Source organism: Roseococcus suduntuyensis (assembly GCF_014196305.1).
Lineage (GTDB): Bacteria > Pseudomonadota > Alphaproteobacteria > Acetobacterales > Acetobacteraceae > Roseococcus > Roseococcus suduntuyensis.
In genome coordinates this window covers 18,159-34,260 of the sequence record NZ_JACIDJ010000001.1, presented here as the reverse complement: position 1 = coordinate 34,260, position 16,102 = coordinate 18,159, and the positions used below count along the sequence as shown (strand labels likewise).

Sequence of the window (16,102 nt, the reverse complement as noted above, 5' to 3'; positions counted from 1 at the left end):
AGGTCGGCAGTCGTCGTAACCCCCAACCGATCGCGAGCGCGCCGTTAATGGCTTCGCCTGCGAAGAGCTGCGTTTCTGCAGCCATAGCTTGAACTTGACTCATTGGCTATGGCGGAACGGCCGCGCGCCGGTGTCGCATCCCTCAACTTGAGGAAGGGGTGAGACTTACCTGTGACTAATGAGCAGGCCTCCCCAGCCCCCAATGCGGGCGCAGCAGATTTACTGCAGTTGGGTGTCGCTGTCCGACAGGCCCGGCTGGCCCGCGCAATGTCACAGGAAGCCCTGGCTGACCGGGCGGGCATCCACGTTACTTATCTAAGTGGCGTGGAGCGAGGAAAAAGAAATCCGACATTTTCTATCTTAGTCCGAATAGCTGCAGGACTTGCGATCGCCCCTTCCTGTCTAGTGCTTCTCGCAGAAAAATATAAAGGGCCATCCGATGAGTGAATCATCTCAGTCACGAGGCCGTGGCGCCGATTTTGAGAATAGATTCAACGCGAGTCGGTGGGCAGAAAATCTTTTATTTCAAGAAATAAACAAACTTGGTCCGTATTTGCTGATACGGTACGGAGCCTCATTCTCCTCTGATTCGAAGTATGTGGATCTCGGCGATATAACTATAAAAGAACCAGATCTTTTATTATATCTTAAAGAAGAACTTACCCAGACAGAATTAGAGTGGCTGGTGAGCAATGACTTGTCTGTGCCTGCCGGAGGCTCTGTTTCAAAGCCAAGCTTCGTTTTGTCTAAGGCTCGTCTTGCTTTCGAGGTGGAGTTTTCGCCCTATCGTGCCTCTGAAATGAAAGAGCGCTATAAAATTCCACGGCTCATACCTTCAAATCGAAATATTCCAAAAACACTACCTGTTCCCGTCGCGCCAAATATTTTTGTCAAAGACGAAGACCTAGGAAGATTGGAGAAGTGGTCTGCCTTGAATTGTGTTCCAATAATTGTGGCCCATATCTTTGACCAGGAAGCTTTTCTATTTCCTTTAGCCGGAATATTAGAGTTTCGAACGATCTTCGTTACTCTTGACCGAAGGGGTCAATTCAATCTGCAGAGGGGTCTAGGAGTTTTTTTTAAAGAACAAAACTATGGAAGGGTAGACGCCGAGCAGGCCGCAGAACGTAAATGGGTTTACTGCATTCATCCGCTTGCTTCACTAAAGCTGGCAGACGTTGTCGAGGTCGAAATCGGGGCTCAGTGGGCGTTATCAAGTGGGAAAAAGTATGTATCAAATGTAGTTTTTTCGAATGGATCACTCAGTTTTGATCCTTTGTTTCTTGACTTGCTTGGCAGTGACAGCCTTCCTGCTTGGCGGCCTCAAAGTTTTCGGCATCTCTCTCCAGCTGACAAACTATTGTTATAGTTGCGAGGGCGCCTTCCGCGCCCACCAAGCCAAGCCCCCAACCCCCACCCCCGCCAGCGCAAACGCCACCCGGTAATCCCCCCAGGCGATCACCCCCGCAAACACCAGCGTCCCCACCGTCTGCCCCAGGAACAGCGCCATGGCGAAGGCGCTCACCGCCGTGCCGCGCGCCTCGGGCAGCGCCTCGGTCGCGCGCGCCTGCAGCACCCCGTGGAACATGAAGAAGGCCAGGCCGATGCAAAGCTGCGCCACCAGCACCACCCACCAGGCCCAGGCCACGCTGATCAGCAGCAGCAGCCCCATCAGCGCCGCCCCGCCGATGCCCAGCAGCCCCCGCTCCCCGAAGCGCCTTACCAGCCGCTTGGCGATGCGCGTGTAGAGAAACGCCCCCGCGCCGAAGCCCGCCATCACCAGCCCCGCCTCGGCCGCCGAAAGCCCGAAGCGCTCGATCAGGAAGCTCGCCACGAAGGGAAAGGCGCCGCCGAACAGCAGCGCCCCGTTCAGCCCCGCCAGCATCAGCAGCTTTCGCCCCGCGCGCGCCCGCAGCAGCTTGCCGAAGCCGGAAAACATCCCGGCGCCCGAGGGCACGGGCGGCGGCGCCCCGCGCAGCAGCTTCCAGGCCATCAGCCCGCCCGCCCCCACCGCCAGCCCGCCGGCCGCCAGGAAGCTCGCGCGCCAGCCAAAATTCTCGCCCAGCACGCCGGACATCGGGCCGGCCAGCATCTGTGCGAAGACCATGCCCGTCAGGAACCGGCCGATGGCCGCCTGGCGGTCCTCATAGGGCACGCTGTCGCCGATATGCGCCATCATCAGCGGGATCACAGCGCCGGCGAACAGCCCGGCCAGCGCGCGCATGATGGTCAGGTCCGTCAGCCCCTGCGCGAGGGCGGATGCCATGCTGACCAGCCCGTAGGCGATCAGCGCGAAGCTCGCCACGCGCACCTTGCCCAGCCGGTCGCCCAGCGGGCCGGTCGCGATCTGCCCCGCGCCATAGGGCAGGGCGAAGGCCGCGATCAGGATGGCGGCCCCCGCCACGGTGGTGCCGAACCCCACCGCGATCATGGGCAGAAGCGGGTCCAGCAGGCGCATCCCCGCGCCGATGGCGAAGCCGCCGAATGCCATGAGGCCGAGCGGCAGGGGCACGCTCACTGGAAGCGCCGCCACAGGGCGCGGGCGCCGAGCCAGGCCCAGGCCAGCGCCGTGCCGATCGCGAAGGGGAAGGTCAGCAGGCCGAACCAGCCCATCACGAACATGCCATAGAGCGTGCCGCCAATGTCCTGCCCGGCCAGGAGGCAGGGGTGGGGGGTGCCCTCATTCAGCCGGCAGCCCAGCACATCGGCCAGGGCCGAGGCCGTCAGCACCGACAGGATCGGGCTCCAGGCCAAGAGAGTGACGATCGCCAGCGCCCAGCGCCACAGGCCGGGCCCCGGCGCCCAGCTCACGCCGCGCCGCCCCGCTTCGCCCGTTCGCTTTCGGTCTTGAGCTGGCCGCAGGCGGCCAGGATGTCGCGGCCGCGGGGGCGGCGGATGGGGCTGGAATAGCCGGCATCGTTCAGGATGGCGGCGAAGCGGTTCACCGCCTCGGGCGTCGAGGTCTTGTAGGGGGAACCGGGCCAGGGGTTGAACGGGATCAGGTTCACCTTGGCCGGGATGCCGCGCAGCAGGCGGACGAGTTCATGCGCCTCGGCCTCGCTGTCGTTCACCCCGCGCAGCATGACGTATTCGAAGGTGATGCGCCGCGCGTTGGAGGCACCTGGGTAGCGCCGGCAGGCGGCCAGCAGCTCCGCGATGGGGTATTTGCGGTTCAGCGGCACGATCTCGTCGCGCAACTCGTCCGTGACGGCGTGGAGCGAAACGGCCAGGTTCACCCCCAGCTCCGCCCCGCACTTGTCCATCATGGGCACCACGCCGGAGGTGCTGAGGGTGATGCGCCGGCGCGACAGGCCGATGCCCTCATGGTCCATGATGATGGTGAGCGCCTTGGCGATGTTCTCGTAATTGTAGAGCGGCTCGCCCATGCCCATGACGACGATGTTGGAGAGCAGGCGGCCATCTTCGGACCCATCCTTGTCCCCCGACCCACCCTTGGGCGTTGGCCATTCGCCGTAGGAATCGCGCGCGGCCATGAACTGCCCCACGATCTCGGCAGCACCCAGGTTCCGCACCAGCTTCTGCGTGCCGGTGTGACAGAAGGTGCAGGAGAGGGTGCAGCCCACCTGGGAGGAGATGCAGACGGCCCCCCGGTCCTCGTCCGGGATATAGACCGTCTCCACCTGCTGCCCGTCGCGGAAGGCAAACAGCCATTTGCGGGTGCCGTCGGTGCTGGTCTGCTCGGTGGTCACACCGGGCCGGCCGATGGTGAAGCGCTCGGCCAGCCGCGCCTGGAAGGGCTTGGCGATGGAGGTCATGGCCGCGAAGTCGCGCGTGCCCTGGTGGTAGATCCAGTGCCACAATTGCTTGGCGCGGAAGGGCTTTTCGCCCATCTCGACCATCTCGGCCGCCAGTTCCTCGCGCGTCAGCCCCACCAGTTCGCGGCGGCCCTCCGCGTCCTGCATGGGCGGCGGCGCGAAGGCGGCGGCCTTGGCCAGGATGCGCGCGCGCTCGGCCTCGGTCAGCCCGTCGCTGGGCGGCAGGGTGCGGTTGTGGGGCGGGAAGGCATTCATCGGCGGGCCGCCGGGCAGGCGCGCGTGATGGCGTTGTAGGCCGCGGTGAAGCCCTGCAGGGGAAACACATCGGCCGAGACGCCGCGGTTGTTGGGACCAGGCCCGCGTGACAGCGCCTCGCGCCCCCCGCGCAGGGCCGCCACCACGGCCGCGCCGTCACGCGCGAAGGCGGTGTCGCCCGCGGTGAAGAAGGGCAGGGTGGCATTGCCCACCACCAGCGCGCTCTCGGCGCCGCGGGCGAAGGCGTAGCCGGGGCGGATGGCCACCTGGTCGCGCTGGTTGCTGCGGTGCGTCACCAGCAGCATGACATTGGGCGCGAGGCGCCCTGGCACACCATCCACGGAGCGCGCGCGGGCGAAGGCGTAGCACACGCGCTGGCCGCCCTCCGTATGGGTGACGGCGGTCCAGGCGTCGAAATCACCGAGCTTGGAGGGCCGGTTGGCCTGCTGGGCGGCGGCGGGTGCCGCGGCCAGCAGCACCGCGACGAAAAGGGTCCGGAACATGGACGCTGAATAGGCGCAGCCGCGCCCAGCGTCCATGGACTCAGGTTTCCTCGTCGCGATCGGCCTCGACCTCGATCTCATCGCCGATCGCCTCTTCCTCGTCCTCGAGGTCGGCGTCGTCGTCGAGGGCGGGGTCCGCCTCCACGTCTTCCAGTTCCACATCCTCGGCGTCGGCCTCGGCGGGGACACCGGCGCGCTTCTTCACCTTGTCCTCCGGCAATGCGGCGGAGCGGCGGGCGCGCGGCTGCTCGGCCGGCTGTTCCGTCCCGCATTTGGGGCAGATCGCGGGCGCGCGCGTCAGGTCGTAGAATTTCGCGCCGCAGGCCACGCAGACGCGCTTCAGGCCAAGTTCCGGCTTTGCCATGGAGCCCTCTATACTAATGCCGCCCGTCCGGGCGGGCGGGGCGCATTGCCACGGGCAGCGCGTCGGTGTCAAACCGCCTTCCATGTCGAGCGAATCCGCACCCCAGCCCCTGCGCGCCCGCGCGGCCCCCGCACCGCTCTCCGGAAGGCTGCGCGTGCCGGGCGACAAGTCCATCAGCCACCGCGCCTTGATGTTCGGCGCGCTGGCCATCGGCACCACCGAAATCCAGGGCCTGCTGGAGGGCGAGGACGTGCTGCGCACCGCCGCCGCCATGCGCCTGCTGGGCGCGACGGTGGACCGGCTGGGCGATGGCGCCTGGCGCGTGGCCGGGCGTGGCATCGGCGGCCTCACGGAACCCGCGGATGTCCTGGACATGGGCAATTCCGGCACCGCCGCGCGGCTGATCTGCGGGCTGCTGGCGGGTCACCCCCTGTTTGCCGTGATGACGGGCGATGCCAGCCTGCGCCGCCGCCCCATGAAGCGCGTGACGGACCCGCTGGCCGCCACCGGCGCCCGTTTCCTGACGCGCGAGGGTGGCCGGCTGCCGCTGGCGGTGGACGGCGCGCGCAACCCGCTGCCGCTCGATTATCGCCTCCCTGTGGCCTCGGCCCAGGTGAAGAGCGCATGCCTGCTGGCCGGTCTTTGCGCCCCTGGCGTGACCCGCGTGGTGGAGCCCGAGGCCACCCGCGACCACAGCGAGAACATGCTGCGGCATTTCGGCGCCACCGTCCGCGTGGCGGCGGAGGGACATGGCCGTGTCATCGAGCTGGATGGCCAGCCCGAGCTTCGCGCCGCGCCGGTGCAGGTGCCGGGCGACCCATCCTCGGCCGCCTTCTTCGCCGTGGCGGCGCTGATTGTGCCCGGTTCGCGCCTGGTGGTGGAGAATGTGGGGCTGAACCCACTCCGTACCGGGTTGTTCGAGACGCTGCGCGAGATGGGCGCCGCGCTCACCGTCGCCAATGCCCGCACCGAGGGCGGTGAGCCGGTGGGCGACCTCGTGCTGCGCCAGGGCGAGCTGCGCGCCGTGGACGTGCCCGCCACCCGCGCGCCCTCCATGATCGACGAATACCCCATCCTGGCCGTGGCCGCCGCCCATGCCCGCGGCGCCAGCCGCTTCCGTGGCCTGGGCGAACTGCGGGTGAAAGAGAGCGACCGCCTCTCCGGCACCGCCGCCCTGCTGGAGGCCGCCGGCGTGAAGGTCGAGGTGGAGGGTGATGACATGATCGTCCATGGCACGGGCGGCCCCGCCCCCGGCGGCGGCCTGGTCGCCACCCAGATGGACCACCGCCTGGCGATGAGCGCCCTGGTGCTGGGCCTCGCCACCCGCGCCCCCATGACCATCGATGATGGCGGCTTCATCGCCACCAGCTTCCCCGATTTCGTCGGGCTGATGAACCGCGCCGCGGGCGGCGCGGCCATCGAGGCGGCATGAGCACGCCCTTCGTCATCGCCGTGGACGGGCCGGCGGCGGCGGGCAAGGGGACCCTGGCGCGGCGCCTCGCCCGGGAACTGGGCCTGCCCTACCTGGACACCGGCTTGCTCTACCGCGCCACGGGGCGCCGGGCGCTGGACATGGGCGCCGACCCCGCCGACCCCGTGGCGGCCGAGGCCGCCGCCCGCGATCTGACCCCCGCCGACTTCGAACGCCCCGATCTGCGCGGCCCCGCCGCCGATGCCGCCGCCAGCAAGGTCGCGGCCATTCCGGGCGTGCGGGCGGCGCTGCTGGAGTTCCAGCGCGGTTTCGGCGCGCGGCACGGCGCGGTGCTGGATGGGCGGGACATCGGCACCGTCGTCTTCCCCGAGGCGCGGCTGAAGCTCTTCGTCACGGCCAGCCCCGAGGTGCGCGCCCAGCGTCGCCATGCGGAACTGCTGGCCAAGGGCCCGGCGCCGAGCCTCGATCAGGTGGCGCGGGACATGGCAGACCGCGACGCGCGCGATGCCAATCGCGGCGTGGCCCCGCTGCGCCCGGCCGAGGACGCCAAGCTGCTCGACACCAGCGAACTTGATGCCGAAACCGTGTTCCAGATCGCCCTTTCCTGGGCTGTTGCGGCGCAAAAAGCGACGTGATCCCGGAGTGGATCGCGGTTTTGGCTTGACCCTGGGGACGACTCCGTCGAAGACAGGTGCGTGTCGGCGATGCCGGGACCGGCCTTCGGGGCGCGCCGCAAGCGACCCACCCATCGGCCCCCAGACCCCTCCGTGGCTGGCGGCAAGCCGTGATGGCATGGCGGGGCAAGGCCCCAGGCCGTTGCGCAGGACCGGACTTCGGAACATCTCGTTCCGAACCTGACCCAGGACACAAGCTCTACATGGCCAACGCCAACGCCCCCGGCTCGACCGCGGGCACCGAAGATTTCGCCGCCCTCCTCGATGAAATGCTGGGCGCCAACACCGGCTTCGCCGGCTCCGTCGTCACGGGTAAGGTCGTTCGCCTGGACGACGACTTTGCCGTGGTGGATGTGGGCCTCAAGAGCGAAGGCCGCGTGCCCCTCAAGGAATTCGCCCCCGCCGGCATGAAGCCGGAAGTGCAGGTCGGCGACGTGTTCGACCTCTTCGTCGAGCGCTACGAGGACCGCGACGGCTCCATCGTGCTGAGCCGCGAGAAGGCCCGCCGCGAGGAGGCCTGGACCAACCTTGAGAAGGCCTTCGCCGCCAACCAGCGCGTGAACGGCATTCTGTTCGGGCGCGTGAAGGGTGGCTTCACGGTGGATCTGGGCGGCGCGGTGGCGTTCCTGCCGGGCAGCCAGGTGGACATCCGCCCCGTCCGTGACGTGGGCCCGCTGATGGGCCAGGCCCAGCCCTTCCAGATCCTGAAGATGGACCGCGCCCGCGGCAACATCGTCGTCTCCCGTCGCGCCGTGCTGGAAGAGACCCGCGCCGAGCAGCGCGCGGAGCTGGTCCAGGGCCTGAAGGAAGGCATGGTGCTGGATGGCGTGGTGAAGAACATCACCGACTACGGCGCCTTCGTGGACCTGGGCGGCGTGGACGGGCTGCTGCACGTGACCGACATCGCCTGGCGCCGCATCAACCACCCGAGCGAGGCCCTGACGATCGGCCAGCAGGTGAAGGTGCAGGTCATCCGCTTCAACCAGGACACGCAGCGCATCAGCCTCGGCATGAAGCAGCTGATGAGCGACCCCTGGGATGGCGTGGCGCTCAAGTACCCGGTCAACGCCCGTTTCTCGGGCCGCGTGACCAACATCACCGACTACGGCGCCTTCGTGGAGCTGGAGCCGGGCGTCGAGGGCCTCGTGCACGTCAGCGAGATGTCCTGGACCAAGAAGAACGTCCATCCGGGCAAGATCGTCGCCACCTCCGAGCAGGTGGACGTGATGATCCTGGACGTGGACGAGCCGAAGCGCCGCATCTCGCTGGGCCTCAAGCAGGCGCAGGGCAACCCGTGGGAGCTGTTCGTCCAGAACAACCCGCTGGGCAGCGTGATCGAGGGCGAGATCCGCAACATCACCGAGTTCGGGCTGTTCGTGGGCGTGGGTCCCGACATCGACGGGATGGTGCACCTCTCCGACCTGTCCTGGGATGTCCCTGGCGAGCAGGCCCTGGCCGCCTACAAGAAGGGCGACATGGTCAAGGCCAAGGTGCTGGACGTGGACATCGAGAAGGAGCGCATCTCGCTGGGCGTCAAGCAGCTTGAGGCCGACCCGGCCGCCGAGGTGCTGGACCGCGTCCGCAAGGGCGACATCGTCACCTGCACCGTCACCAAGGTCGAGGCCAATGGCATCGAGGTGCGTGTGGACGACGTGCTGACGGGCTTCATCCGCCGCGCCGAACTGGCCCGTGACCGCCAGGACCAGCGCCCGGAGAAGTTCGCCATCGGCGAGAAGGTGGACGCCAAGGTGACCGCCGTGGACCGCGCCGCCCGCCGCCTCTCCCTGACCGTGAAGGGCAAGGAGATCGAGGAGGAGCGCGAGGCCGTGAAGGAATTCGGCACGGCCGACAGCGGTGCCTCGCTGGGCGACATCCTGGGCGCGGCCATCCGCCGCCGCCGCGAGATGGCCGGCGAGGAGTGAGACACGGCGCCCCACCCGCGAGGGAGGGGCGCACGGGAATGCAGGGGGCGGGCCGTGAGGCTCGCCCCTTTTTTCATGGTCGCGCGATGCCGAGTCAGCGCTTAATTTCGGTGCGCGAATCCATCAATTCGAGACTCTATCAGCGTCTGTCCAATTGATGATACGAAATGGGGTTCAGGGGCCGCAGGGCCTGCCGGGGAGGCATTAAGGCGGTCGAATTGAGCCAAAAAATCTCTAAATGTGAAAAATTTTCTTTTAAATACACAGAAAATGTCGATTCACCCTAGCCGCCTACACCTTCCGGTGGTAAATCTCTGCACGCAAAACGTGTGGAGATGGACGGATGCGAATTCTCCTGGTGGAAGATGACCGGTCGGCGGCACGCGGCATCGCGTTTCAGCTCCAGCAGCATCGGATGGTCGTGGATGTGGCGGATTGCGGGGCCGAGGCCCTGGAACTGGCCCGCCTCTATGACTACGACGCCGCCATCGTGGACCTGATGCTGCCCGACATGGAGGGCTATGACGTGGTGGCGAAGTTCCGCGCCGCTCGCATCGAGGCCCCTGTGCTCATGCTTTCCGCAAATGGCCGGACCCAGGCGAAGATCCGTGGGCTGTCGGTCGGCGCGGATGACTACCTGTCCAAGCCCTTCGAGCCCGATGAGCTGGTGGCACGGCTGCAGGCGATGATCCGCCGGTCCAAGGGCTTCAGCCAGCCGCGCATCCAGCTTGGTGCCCTCTCGCTGGACCTCAGCGCGAAGGAAGTGGCGATAAATGGACGGTCGGTCCACCTGACCACCAAGGAATACGCCATCCTGGAACTGCTGCTCATGCGCCGCGGCACGGTGCTGTCCAAGGAGAACTTCCTGGACCACCTCTATGGCGGCATGGACGAGCCGGACGCCAAGATCATCGACGTCTTCGTCTGCAAGCTCCGCAAGAAGCTCCAGCAGGCCGGCGCGCCCAATGTGATCGGCACGGTCTGGGGCCGCGGCTACATCATCCGTGAGAGCAGCCCGCTCCCCGCCATGCCGGGGCTGCGTGCGGGCCTGGGGGATGGTCGCCTCAGCGCGGCCTGACCTGGCGCGCTGCACCGCACGCCTTCGCTGCGGTGCAGCACACCAAAAGATTGCATCCTGGCCATGCGCGGCCGCACTCTTCTCCCCCTAAAGGTGGGAGGAGATCTCCACATGATCGTCGCGCAGGTTCTAAAGACCAAGGGCAGCCAGGTGGTGTCCGTCCGTCCAGGGGACTCGATCGCCTCCATCACCCGCACATTGGCGCAGCACCGGATCGGCGCGGTGCTGGTGCTGGAAGGGGAGCAGGTGCTGGGCATCGTCAGCGAACGCGACATTGTCCGCGCGCTGGCCGCCCTTGGCGAAGCCGTGATGCGAATGACGGCGGGCCAGCTGATGACGCGGGTGCTCTTCACCGCGGGACCGGCCAGCACCATCCAGGATGCCCTCCAGCTCATGACCGACCGCCGGGTCCGTCACCTGCCGGTGCTGCATGCCGACGGGACGCTCGCGGGCATGGTCTCCATCGGTGACCTCGTGAAGGCCCGCATCGCGGAGGCCGAGGACGAGGCCGAGGCGCTCAAGAGCTACGTCGCCACCGCGGGCTGAGGGTTTTGACCTGCCGCAAGGACGGCGGGCGGGTGGCGTGGTGATCTCGGCGGGCGATCTTGAAAGGAGCGTCCGCATGAACCACCGCCACCGCAAGGTGCTGCATGGCATCTTTTCCCACCCCTTGAACCACAACCTCGACCCGCGCGCGGTCGAGCATGTCCTGGAAGAACTGGGCGCGGAGCTCAGCCACACCGGACATGGCGCCCTGGCCGTGAAGCTGGGCGAGGAGCGCGGCAGCTTCCACCTCGGCTCCGGCTCTGTCGGCGGTGACGAGGTCATGCGCCTGCGAAAGCTGATCGCAGCCGCCGGTGTCGAGCCGGAGCGCGACTACCCGCTTTGAGCCGTGGGCGGGGTGCATGGATTCGCGTGCACCCTGCGCGGTTTCTGCCGCCTCGGCGGGCAGGGATGTGCGAAGCCCCACGGGGACCGGCCCAAGGCGGGCTTGCGCGCCGCCCACCCGTCGCGTGATGATCCGCCCCATCAAAAGCCCGAATGGGAGAGGCTCATCGTCATGCTCACCACCCGCCGCGCCCTTCTGGCGGCCGGGGCCGCCGCGCCCCTGCTGCCTGCCCTCGATGCCGCCGCCCAGGCGCGCTGGCAGATGGCCACCCCCTATCCGGACGGCAACTTCCACACGCGCAACGTCCGGAGCTTCCTGGAGGAGCTGTCCACCGCCACGGGCGGGCGGGTGAACGTCCAGCTCCATTCCAATGCCTCGCTGCTGCCCATGGCGCAGATCAAGCGCGGCACGCAGAGCGGCCAGGTCCAGCTCGGCGAGATCCTGCTCTCGGCCTATGGCAACGAGGACCCGTTCTTCGAGGTGGACAGCATCCCGCAGCTGGTGCCCACCTATGCCGATGCCCGCCGCCTGAACGAGGTGACGAAGCCCTTCATCGAGGCGCGTCTCCAGCGCCAGGGCCTGTCGCTGCTCTACATGGTGCCCTGGCCCTCCTCGGGCTTCTACACCAACACGCCGATCGAGACGCTGGAGAACCTGCGCGGCACCCGCATGCGCACCTTCAACGTCATGACCAACCGCTTCGCGACGCTGGTGGGCGCAAGCCCCGTGCTGGTGCAGGCGGCTGAAGTGCCGCAGGCCTTCGCCACCGGCGTGGTCAACGCAATGGTGACGAGTGCCGCCACCGGCGTGGACAGCAGCGCCTGGGATTTCGCGCGCTACTTCACCCATGTGGGCTTCACCTTCACCCGCAACGCGGTCTTCGTGAATCGCCGCGCGCTGGAAGCCCTTTCCGCCGCCGACCAGGCCGCGGTCCGTGCCGCCGCCGCCGCCGCCGAGACGCGCGGCTGGCGGATGAGCGAGGAGGCGCGTGACGCCGCCGCCGCCACGCTGGCGCAGCGCGGCATGAATGTCAGCCAGGCCTCGCCCGCCATGCTGGAGGCTATGGCGCGCATCTCCGACACGATGGTGCAGGAGTGGCTGACGCGCTCGGGCCCCGACGGGCAGGCCGCCATCCAGGCCTACCGCGCCGGCCGGAGCTGAGGGGGCGTGCGCCGCGCGCTTGATGCCCTCTATGGCTTGTGTGGCGTGCTCGCGGCGCTGGCCCTGCTGGGCATCTTCCTGGTGATGATGGCGCAGATGATCCTGCGCCAGTTCGCCATCCAGTTCCCGGGTGCCACGGACCTCACCGGCTATCTCTGCGTGATGGTGGGGTTCCTGGGCCTGGCCTGGACCTTCCGGAAGGGTGAACTCATTCGCGTGGGGCTGCTCGTGGAGAATCTGCCGCCGCCCAAGCGGCGCGTGATGGAGATCTTCGCCCTCACCATCGCCGCCGTCATGGTCGCCTACATCACCTGGTGGAGCTGGCACGACGCCATGTTCAGCCTCGAGATCGAGGAGGTGGCGCAGGGCAGCGTGGCCTATCCCCTCTGGATGCCAAAACTTGCCATTCCCATCGGCGCGGGGGTGCTGCTGGTGGCCATCCTTGATGAATGGGTGACCGTGATCCGCGGCCAGAAGCCCGGCTATGCACGCGCGGCCGAGGCGCGTGCCGCCGCCCACGACTACACGGCCTGACCGCGATGGGCCTTCTCGAACTCGCGCTCCTGCTGCTGGTGCTGCTCATCTTCCTGCTGGGGTCGGGCGTCTGGGTGGCGCTCGGGCTCGCGGCCACGGGCTATGTGGCCATGGCGCTGGTGCACCCCTCGCCGGGGCTGTTCCTGGCCGGCGCGTATTGGGAAAGCGCGGCCAGTTGGACCCTGGCCGCCCTCCCCATGTTCATATGGATGGGCGAGATCCTGTTCCGCACGCGCCTCAGCAATGAGCTGTTCAACGGCATCGCCCCCTGGGTGCGGCGCCTGCCCGGGCGGCTGATGCATGTGAACATCTTCGCCTGCGGCCTGTTCGGCTGCGTCAGCGGGTCCAGTGCGGCCACCTGCGCCACCGTCAGCAAGATTGCCCTGCCGGAGCTGGCGAAGCGCGGCTATGACCAGCGCACCGCCATCGGTAGCCTGGCCACCGCCGGCACGCTGGGGCTGCTGCTGCCGCCCTCCATCATCATGGTGGTCTATGCGGTGGCGGCCGAGGTCTCCATCGTGCGTATCTTCATCGCGGGCTTCATCCCCGGGCTGATGGTGGTGGTGCTGTTCAGCGCCTACATCGCGATCTGGGCGCTGCTGAATCCGCAGAAGCAGCCGGCGGCCGAGCCCTCCACCAGCTTCGGCCACAAGCTGCGGCAATCGGCGCAGCTCATTCCCTGCGTGCTGCTGATCCTGTCTGTCATCGGCTCCATGCTGGGCGGGATCGCCACCGCCACCGAGGCCGCGGCCTTCGGCGTGGCAGGCAGCCTGGTGCTGGCGGCAGTGACCGGTTCGCTCACCTGGCAGGGCTTCAAGGACAGCCTGGCCGGCGCCACGCGGCTCTCCTGCATGATCCTGTTCATCCTGGCGGGTGCGGCCTTCCTGACCAAGGCGATGGCGCTGACGGGCATTCCGGCCGCGCTGGCGGCGGCGGTGGCGAGTGCGGGGCTCGGTCCCTATGCCATCATCGCCATCCTGACCGTGGTCTATATCCTGCTGGGAACCTCGCTGGATGGCGTGTCCATGATCGTGCTGACCACCAGCGTGGTGGTGCCGATGGTGCAGCAGGCCGGGTTCGACCTGATCTGGTTCGGCATCTTCATCATCCTGCTGGTCGAGATCGGCCAGATCACGCCGCCGCTCGGCTTCAACCTGTTTGTCATGCAGAGCATGACAGGGAAGGAACAGACCGAGATCGCGCTGGCTGCGCTGCCTTTCTTCGCCATGCTGGTGCTGGCGGTGGCGCTGATCACGGTCTTTCCCGGGTTGGTGACGGCTTTGCCGGATTACCTCCTGGCGCGGTAGAAGCGGGGCCGGCGCCACGCAACGAGCACAGGAGGAAACAACCATGCAGCGCGACGTGACGATCAGCGAGGTCGGCCCGCGCGACGGGTTGCAGATGGTGTCCCAGGTGATGCCCACCGAGGTGAAGTGCCGCTGGATCGCGGCGCTGCACGCGGCGGGCCTGCCCGAGATCGAGGTCGCCTCCTTCGTCCCGCCCGCGCTGGTGCCGCAGATGGCCGATGCGGAGGCCGTGACGCGCTTTGCCAAGACCCTGCCCGGACTGCATGTGGCCGTGCTGGTGCCCAACAAGCGCGGCGCCGAGGCGGCGGTCGCGGCGGGGGCCGACAAGATCACGCTGACGCTGTCGGCCAGCGAGAAGCACAGCCAGGCCAACCTCCGCCGCTCGCGCGAACGGCAGATGGAGGAGGCGCGCGCGCTGGCCGCGCACGTCATGGCGCTGGCCACCGCCACGCGACCCAGCCTGGAGGCCGGGCTGTCCACCGCCTTCGGCTGCTCCCTCCAGGGCGAGGTGCCGGAGCGTGAGGTGGTGGAGATGGCCGTGGCGCTGGCCGAGGCGGGCTTCGACAGCGTGGGCCTCTCCGACACGGCGGGCTATGCCCAACCCGCCCAGGTGCGGCGCCTGCTGCGCGCGGTGCGCGCCGAGATCGGCGAACGCTGCGACAGCCTGCACATGCACGACACCATGGGGCTGGGCCTCGCCAACGTGACGGTGGGCGTGGAGGAGGGCATCCGCATCTTCGACGGCGCGCTGGCGGGGCTGGGGGGCTGCCCCTTCGCGCCGGGCGCTTCGGGCAACATCGTGACGGAAGACCTGGTGTTCCTGCTGGAATCCCTCGGCCTGCGGACGGGCGTGGACCTCGACGCGCTGCTGGCCGCCCGCGCCATCCTGGCCGAGGCGCTGCCCCGCGAACCGCTGCATGGCGCCTATGCCCGTGCCGGCCGCCCCACCGGCTGGCGGGCCGCGGCATGACCACGCCCACCCCGCTGAAGGGCCTGCGCGTCGTCGAGTTCACCCACATGGTCATGGGCCCCACGGCCGGCATGGTCCTGGCCGATCTGGGCGCCGAGGTCATCAAGGTGGAACCCGCGCCGGAGGGCGACACCACGCGCCGTCTCACTGGCTCCGGCATCGGCTTCTACGCCGCCTTCGGCCGGGGGCGCCGCAGCCTCTGCGTGAACATGAAGGACCCGCGCGGCCGCGCTTTGGTGCACCGCCTGACCGACCGCGCCGATGTGCTGCTGGAGAATTTCCGCCCCGGCGCCATGGCCAAGCTGGGCTTCGGCCCGGAGGAGCTGGCTGCCCGCAACCCGCGCCTGATCTACTGCTCCGGCAAGGGCTTCCTGCCCGGCCCCTATGAGCACCGCACCGCGCTGGACGAGGTGGTGCAGATGATGGGCGGCCTCGCCCACATGACGGGGCCGGAGGGGCGGCCGCTGCGCGCCGGTTCCAGCGTCATTGACATCATGGGCGGGCTGTCGGCCGTCATCGGCATCCTGGCCGCGCTGCGCGAACGGGAAGCCACCGGCCTGGGCGGCCAGGTGCAGGCGGGCCTCTTCGAGACGGTGGCGTTGCTCATGGCGCAGCACATGGCGCAGACCGCCATCACCGGCCAGGCGCCGCCGCCCATGTCCACGCGCCTGCCCGCCTGGCCGGTCTACGACATCTTCGACACCGCCGATGGCGGGAAGGTCTTCGTGGGCGTGGTGACCGACACCTCCTGGCCCGCCTTCTGCGTGGCCTTCGGCCTGGAGGACCTGGCCGCCGATCCCACGCTGCGGACCAAGCAGCAGCGCGTGGCCGAGCGCGCGCGCACCATCCCGCGCATCGCGGCCGTGCTGCGCACCTATGACAAGCCAGCGCTGATGGCGAAGTGCGAGGCGCTGGGCCTGCCCTACGCCCCCATCGGCAGGCCCGAGGAGCTGTTCGAGGACCCGCACCTCAACGGCTCGGACGGGCTGGTGCCCATGACGCTGCCGGACGGGCGGCCGGTGAAGCTGCCGGCCCTGCCCATCACGCTCGACGGCGCGCGGCCCGGCGGCGCGGGCGATCTGCGCGCCCCGGGCGCCGATGGCGCGGACATCGCCACCGAACTCGGCTTCACCGCCGAGGAGGTGGCCGAGATGCGCGCGGCGGGCGTTCTGTAGCCACCACGGTTTTGCCGCGCGGCGGGGGCGTGCCTATGCTGCCACCGCCGTCGCGCCGCCAT

General features: G+C 68.2%; 18 protein-coding genes. 13 read left to right on the top strand and 5 right to left on the bottom strand.

The window, feature by feature from the left end; translation table 11 throughout:
- The first annotated feature begins 171 nt into the window (after nt 1–171).
- Complete coding sequence (locus GGQ83_RS20365) at nt 172–447, top strand: helix-turn-helix domain-containing protein (RefSeq protein WP_375781498.1); 276 nt, start codon at nt 172–174, stop codon at nt 445–447.
- Nucleotides 440–1,369 carry a hypothetical protein gene (locus tag GGQ83_RS00180; RefSeq protein WP_184381582.1) on the top strand — a complete coding sequence of 310 codons (930 nt, stop codon included), beginning with the start codon at nt 440–442 and terminating at the stop codon, nt 1,367–1,369. The genes GGQ83_RS20365 and GGQ83_RS00180 overlap by 8 nt, the downstream gene beginning before the upstream one ends.
- On the opposite strand, the gene GGQ83_RS00175 is transcribed toward GGQ83_RS00180, so the two are convergent.
- From GGQ83_RS00175 to GGQ83_RS00155, 5 genes are read right to left on the bottom strand one after another with little or no spacing between them, the layout of a single operon-like run.
- Nucleotides 1,364–2,518, bottom strand: coding sequence for an MFS transporter (locus GGQ83_RS00175; protein ID WP_184381581.1), 1,155 nt, complete (start codon nt 2,516–2,518; stop codon nt 1,364–1,366). The genes GGQ83_RS00180 and GGQ83_RS00175 overlap by 6 nt on opposite strands.
- Complete coding sequence (locus GGQ83_RS00170) at nt 2,515–2,811, bottom strand: hypothetical protein (RefSeq protein ID WP_207017830.1); 297 nt, start codon at nt 2,809–2,811, stop codon at nt 2,515–2,517. Before GGQ83_RS00170 ends, GGQ83_RS00175 begins: the two co-directional genes overlap by 4 nt.
- Nucleotides 2,808–4,031, bottom strand: coding sequence for a 23S rRNA (adenine(2503)-C(2))-methyltransferase RlmN (rlmN, locus tag GGQ83_RS00165; RefSeq protein WP_184381580.1), 1,224 nt, complete (start codon nt 4,029–4,031; stop codon nt 2,808–2,810). Before rlmN ends, GGQ83_RS00170 begins: the two co-directional genes overlap by 4 nt.
- The gene (locus tag GGQ83_RS00160; protein WP_184381579.1) at nt 4,028–4,534 is read right to left on the bottom strand and encodes an invasion associated locus B family protein; all 507 of its coding nucleotides are present in this window, start codon (nt 4,532–4,534) and stop codon (nt 4,028–4,030) included. The genes rlmN and GGQ83_RS00160 overlap by 4 nt, the downstream gene beginning before the upstream one ends.
- 40 nt (nt 4,535–4,574) lie before the next feature.
- Nucleotides 4,575–4,898: a TIGR02300 family protein gene (locus tag GGQ83_RS00155; RefSeq protein ID WP_184381578.1), complete on the bottom strand. Its 324-nt coding sequence runs from the start codon at nt 4,896–4,898 to the stop codon at nt 4,575–4,577.
- An 82-nt stretch (nt 4,899–4,980) separates the two neighbouring features.
- Between GGQ83_RS00155 and aroA the strand changes: the two genes are divergently transcribed.
- The 11 genes from aroA (at nt 4,981) to GGQ83_RS00100 (ending at nt 16,040) form a co-directional block, all read left to right on the top strand.
- Nucleotides 4,981–6,330 (top strand): 3-phosphoshikimate 1-carboxyvinyltransferase, encoded by a 1,350-nt coding sequence (gene aroA, locus GGQ83_RS00150; RefSeq protein WP_184381577.1) that lies wholly within the window; start codon nt 4,981–4,983, stop codon nt 6,328–6,330.
- Complete coding sequence (gene cmk / locus GGQ83_RS00145) at nt 6,327–6,965, top strand: (d)CMP kinase (protein WP_184381576.1); 639 nt, start codon at nt 6,327–6,329, stop codon at nt 6,963–6,965. Before aroA ends, cmk begins: the two co-directional genes overlap by 4 nt.
- Nucleotides 6,966–7,207: 242 nt before the next feature.
- Nucleotides 7,208–8,926, top strand: coding sequence for a 30S ribosomal protein S1 (gene rpsA, locus GGQ83_RS00140; protein ID WP_184381575.1), 1,719 nt, complete (start codon nt 7,208–7,210; stop codon nt 8,924–8,926).
- Nucleotides 8,927–9,269: 343 nt separating this feature from the next.
- Nucleotides 9,270–10,004: a response regulator transcription factor gene (locus tag GGQ83_RS00135; RefSeq protein ID WP_184381574.1), complete on the top strand. Its 735-nt coding sequence runs from the start codon at nt 9,270–9,272 to the stop codon at nt 10,002–10,004.
- A 111-nt stretch (nt 10,005–10,115) separates the two neighbouring features.
- Entirely contained in the window at nt 10,116–10,550 is a 435-nt protein-coding gene (locus GGQ83_RS00130) for a CBS domain-containing protein (RefSeq protein WP_184381573.1), read from the top strand.
- Between the two features lie 76 nt (nt 10,551–10,626).
- Entirely contained in the window at nt 10,627–10,893 is a 267-nt protein-coding gene (locus GGQ83_RS00125) for a hypothetical protein (protein ID WP_184381572.1), read from the top strand.
- A 171-nt stretch (nt 10,894–11,064) separates the two neighbouring features.
- A complete protein-coding gene (locus tag GGQ83_RS00120) occupies nt 11,065–12,054 on the top strand; it encodes a TRAP transporter substrate-binding protein (protein WP_184381571.1) in 990 nt (329 codons plus the stop codon).
- Between the two features lie 6 nt (nt 12,055–12,060).
- On the top strand, nt 12,061–12,588 hold the full coding sequence (locus tag GGQ83_RS00115; protein WP_184381570.1) for a TRAP transporter small permease: 528 nt from the start codon (nt 12,061–12,063) through the stop codon (nt 12,586–12,588).
- A 5-nt stretch (nt 12,589–12,593) separates the two neighbouring features.
- The gene (locus GGQ83_RS00110) at nt 12,594–13,895 is read left to right on the top strand and encodes a TRAP transporter large permease (RefSeq protein WP_184381569.1); all 1,302 of its coding nucleotides are present in this window, start codon (nt 12,594–12,596) and stop codon (nt 13,893–13,895) included.
- A 43-nt stretch (nt 13,896–13,938) separates the two neighbouring features.
- Entirely contained in the window at nt 13,939–14,865 is a 927-nt protein-coding gene (locus GGQ83_RS00105; RefSeq protein ID WP_184381568.1) for a hydroxymethylglutaryl-CoA lyase, read from the top strand.
- Complete coding sequence (locus tag GGQ83_RS00100) at nt 14,862–16,040, top strand: CaiB/BaiF CoA transferase family protein (RefSeq protein WP_184381567.1); 1,179 nt, start codon at nt 14,862–14,864, stop codon at nt 16,038–16,040. The genes GGQ83_RS00105 and GGQ83_RS00100 overlap by 4 nt, the downstream gene beginning before the upstream one ends.
- Nucleotides 16,041–16,102 lie beyond the last annotated feature (62 nt).

Bases quoted from the DNA above. Each gene is read 5' to 3' on its own strand.
- GGQ83_RS00180 (WP_184381582.1), top strand. From the start codon at position 440: ATGAGTGAATCATCTCAGTCACGAGGCCGTGGCGCCGATTTTGAGAAT.
- rlmN (WP_184381580.1), bottom strand. From the start codon at position 4,031: ATGAATGCCTTCCCGCCCCACAACCGCACCCTGCCGCCCAGCGACGGG.
- GGQ83_RS00160 (WP_184381579.1), bottom strand. From the start codon at position 4,534: ATGTTCCGGACCCTTTTCGTCGCGGTGCTGCTGGCCGCGGCACCCGCC.
- GGQ83_RS00155 (WP_184381578.1), bottom strand. From the start codon at position 4,898: ATGGCAAAGCCGGAACTTGGCCTGAAGCGCGTCTGCGTGGCCTGCGGC.
- aroA (WP_184381577.1), top strand. From the start codon at position 4,981: ATGTCGAGCGAATCCGCACCCCAGCCCCTGCGCGCCCGCGCGGCCCCC.
- cmk (WP_184381576.1), top strand. From the start codon at position 6,327: ATGAGCACGCCCTTCGTCATCGCCGTGGACGGGCCGGCGGCGGCGGGC.
- rpsA (WP_184381575.1), top strand. From the start codon at position 7,208: ATGGCCAACGCCAACGCCCCCGGCTCGACCGCGGGCACCGAAGATTTC.
- GGQ83_RS00135 (WP_184381574.1), top strand. From the start codon at position 9,270: ATGCGAATTCTCCTGGTGGAAGATGACCGGTCGGCGGCACGCGGCATC.
- GGQ83_RS00130 (WP_184381573.1), top strand. From the start codon at position 10,116: ATGATCGTCGCGCAGGTTCTAAAGACCAAGGGCAGCCAGGTGGTGTCC.
- GGQ83_RS00125 (WP_184381572.1), top strand. From the start codon at position 10,627: ATGAACCACCGCCACCGCAAGGTGCTGCATGGCATCTTTTCCCACCCC.
- GGQ83_RS00120 (WP_184381571.1), top strand. From the start codon at position 11,065: ATGCTCACCACCCGCCGCGCCCTTCTGGCGGCCGGGGCCGCCGCGCCC.
- GGQ83_RS00110 (WP_184381569.1), top strand. From the start codon at position 12,594: ATGGGCCTTCTCGAACTCGCGCTCCTGCTGCTGGTGCTGCTCATCTTC.
- GGQ83_RS00105 (WP_184381568.1), top strand. From the start codon at position 13,939: ATGCAGCGCGACGTGACGATCAGCGAGGTCGGCCCGCGCGACGGGTTG.
- GGQ83_RS00100 (WP_184381567.1), top strand. From the start codon at position 14,862: ATGACCACGCCCACCCCGCTGAAGGGCCTGCGCGTCGTCGAGTTCACC.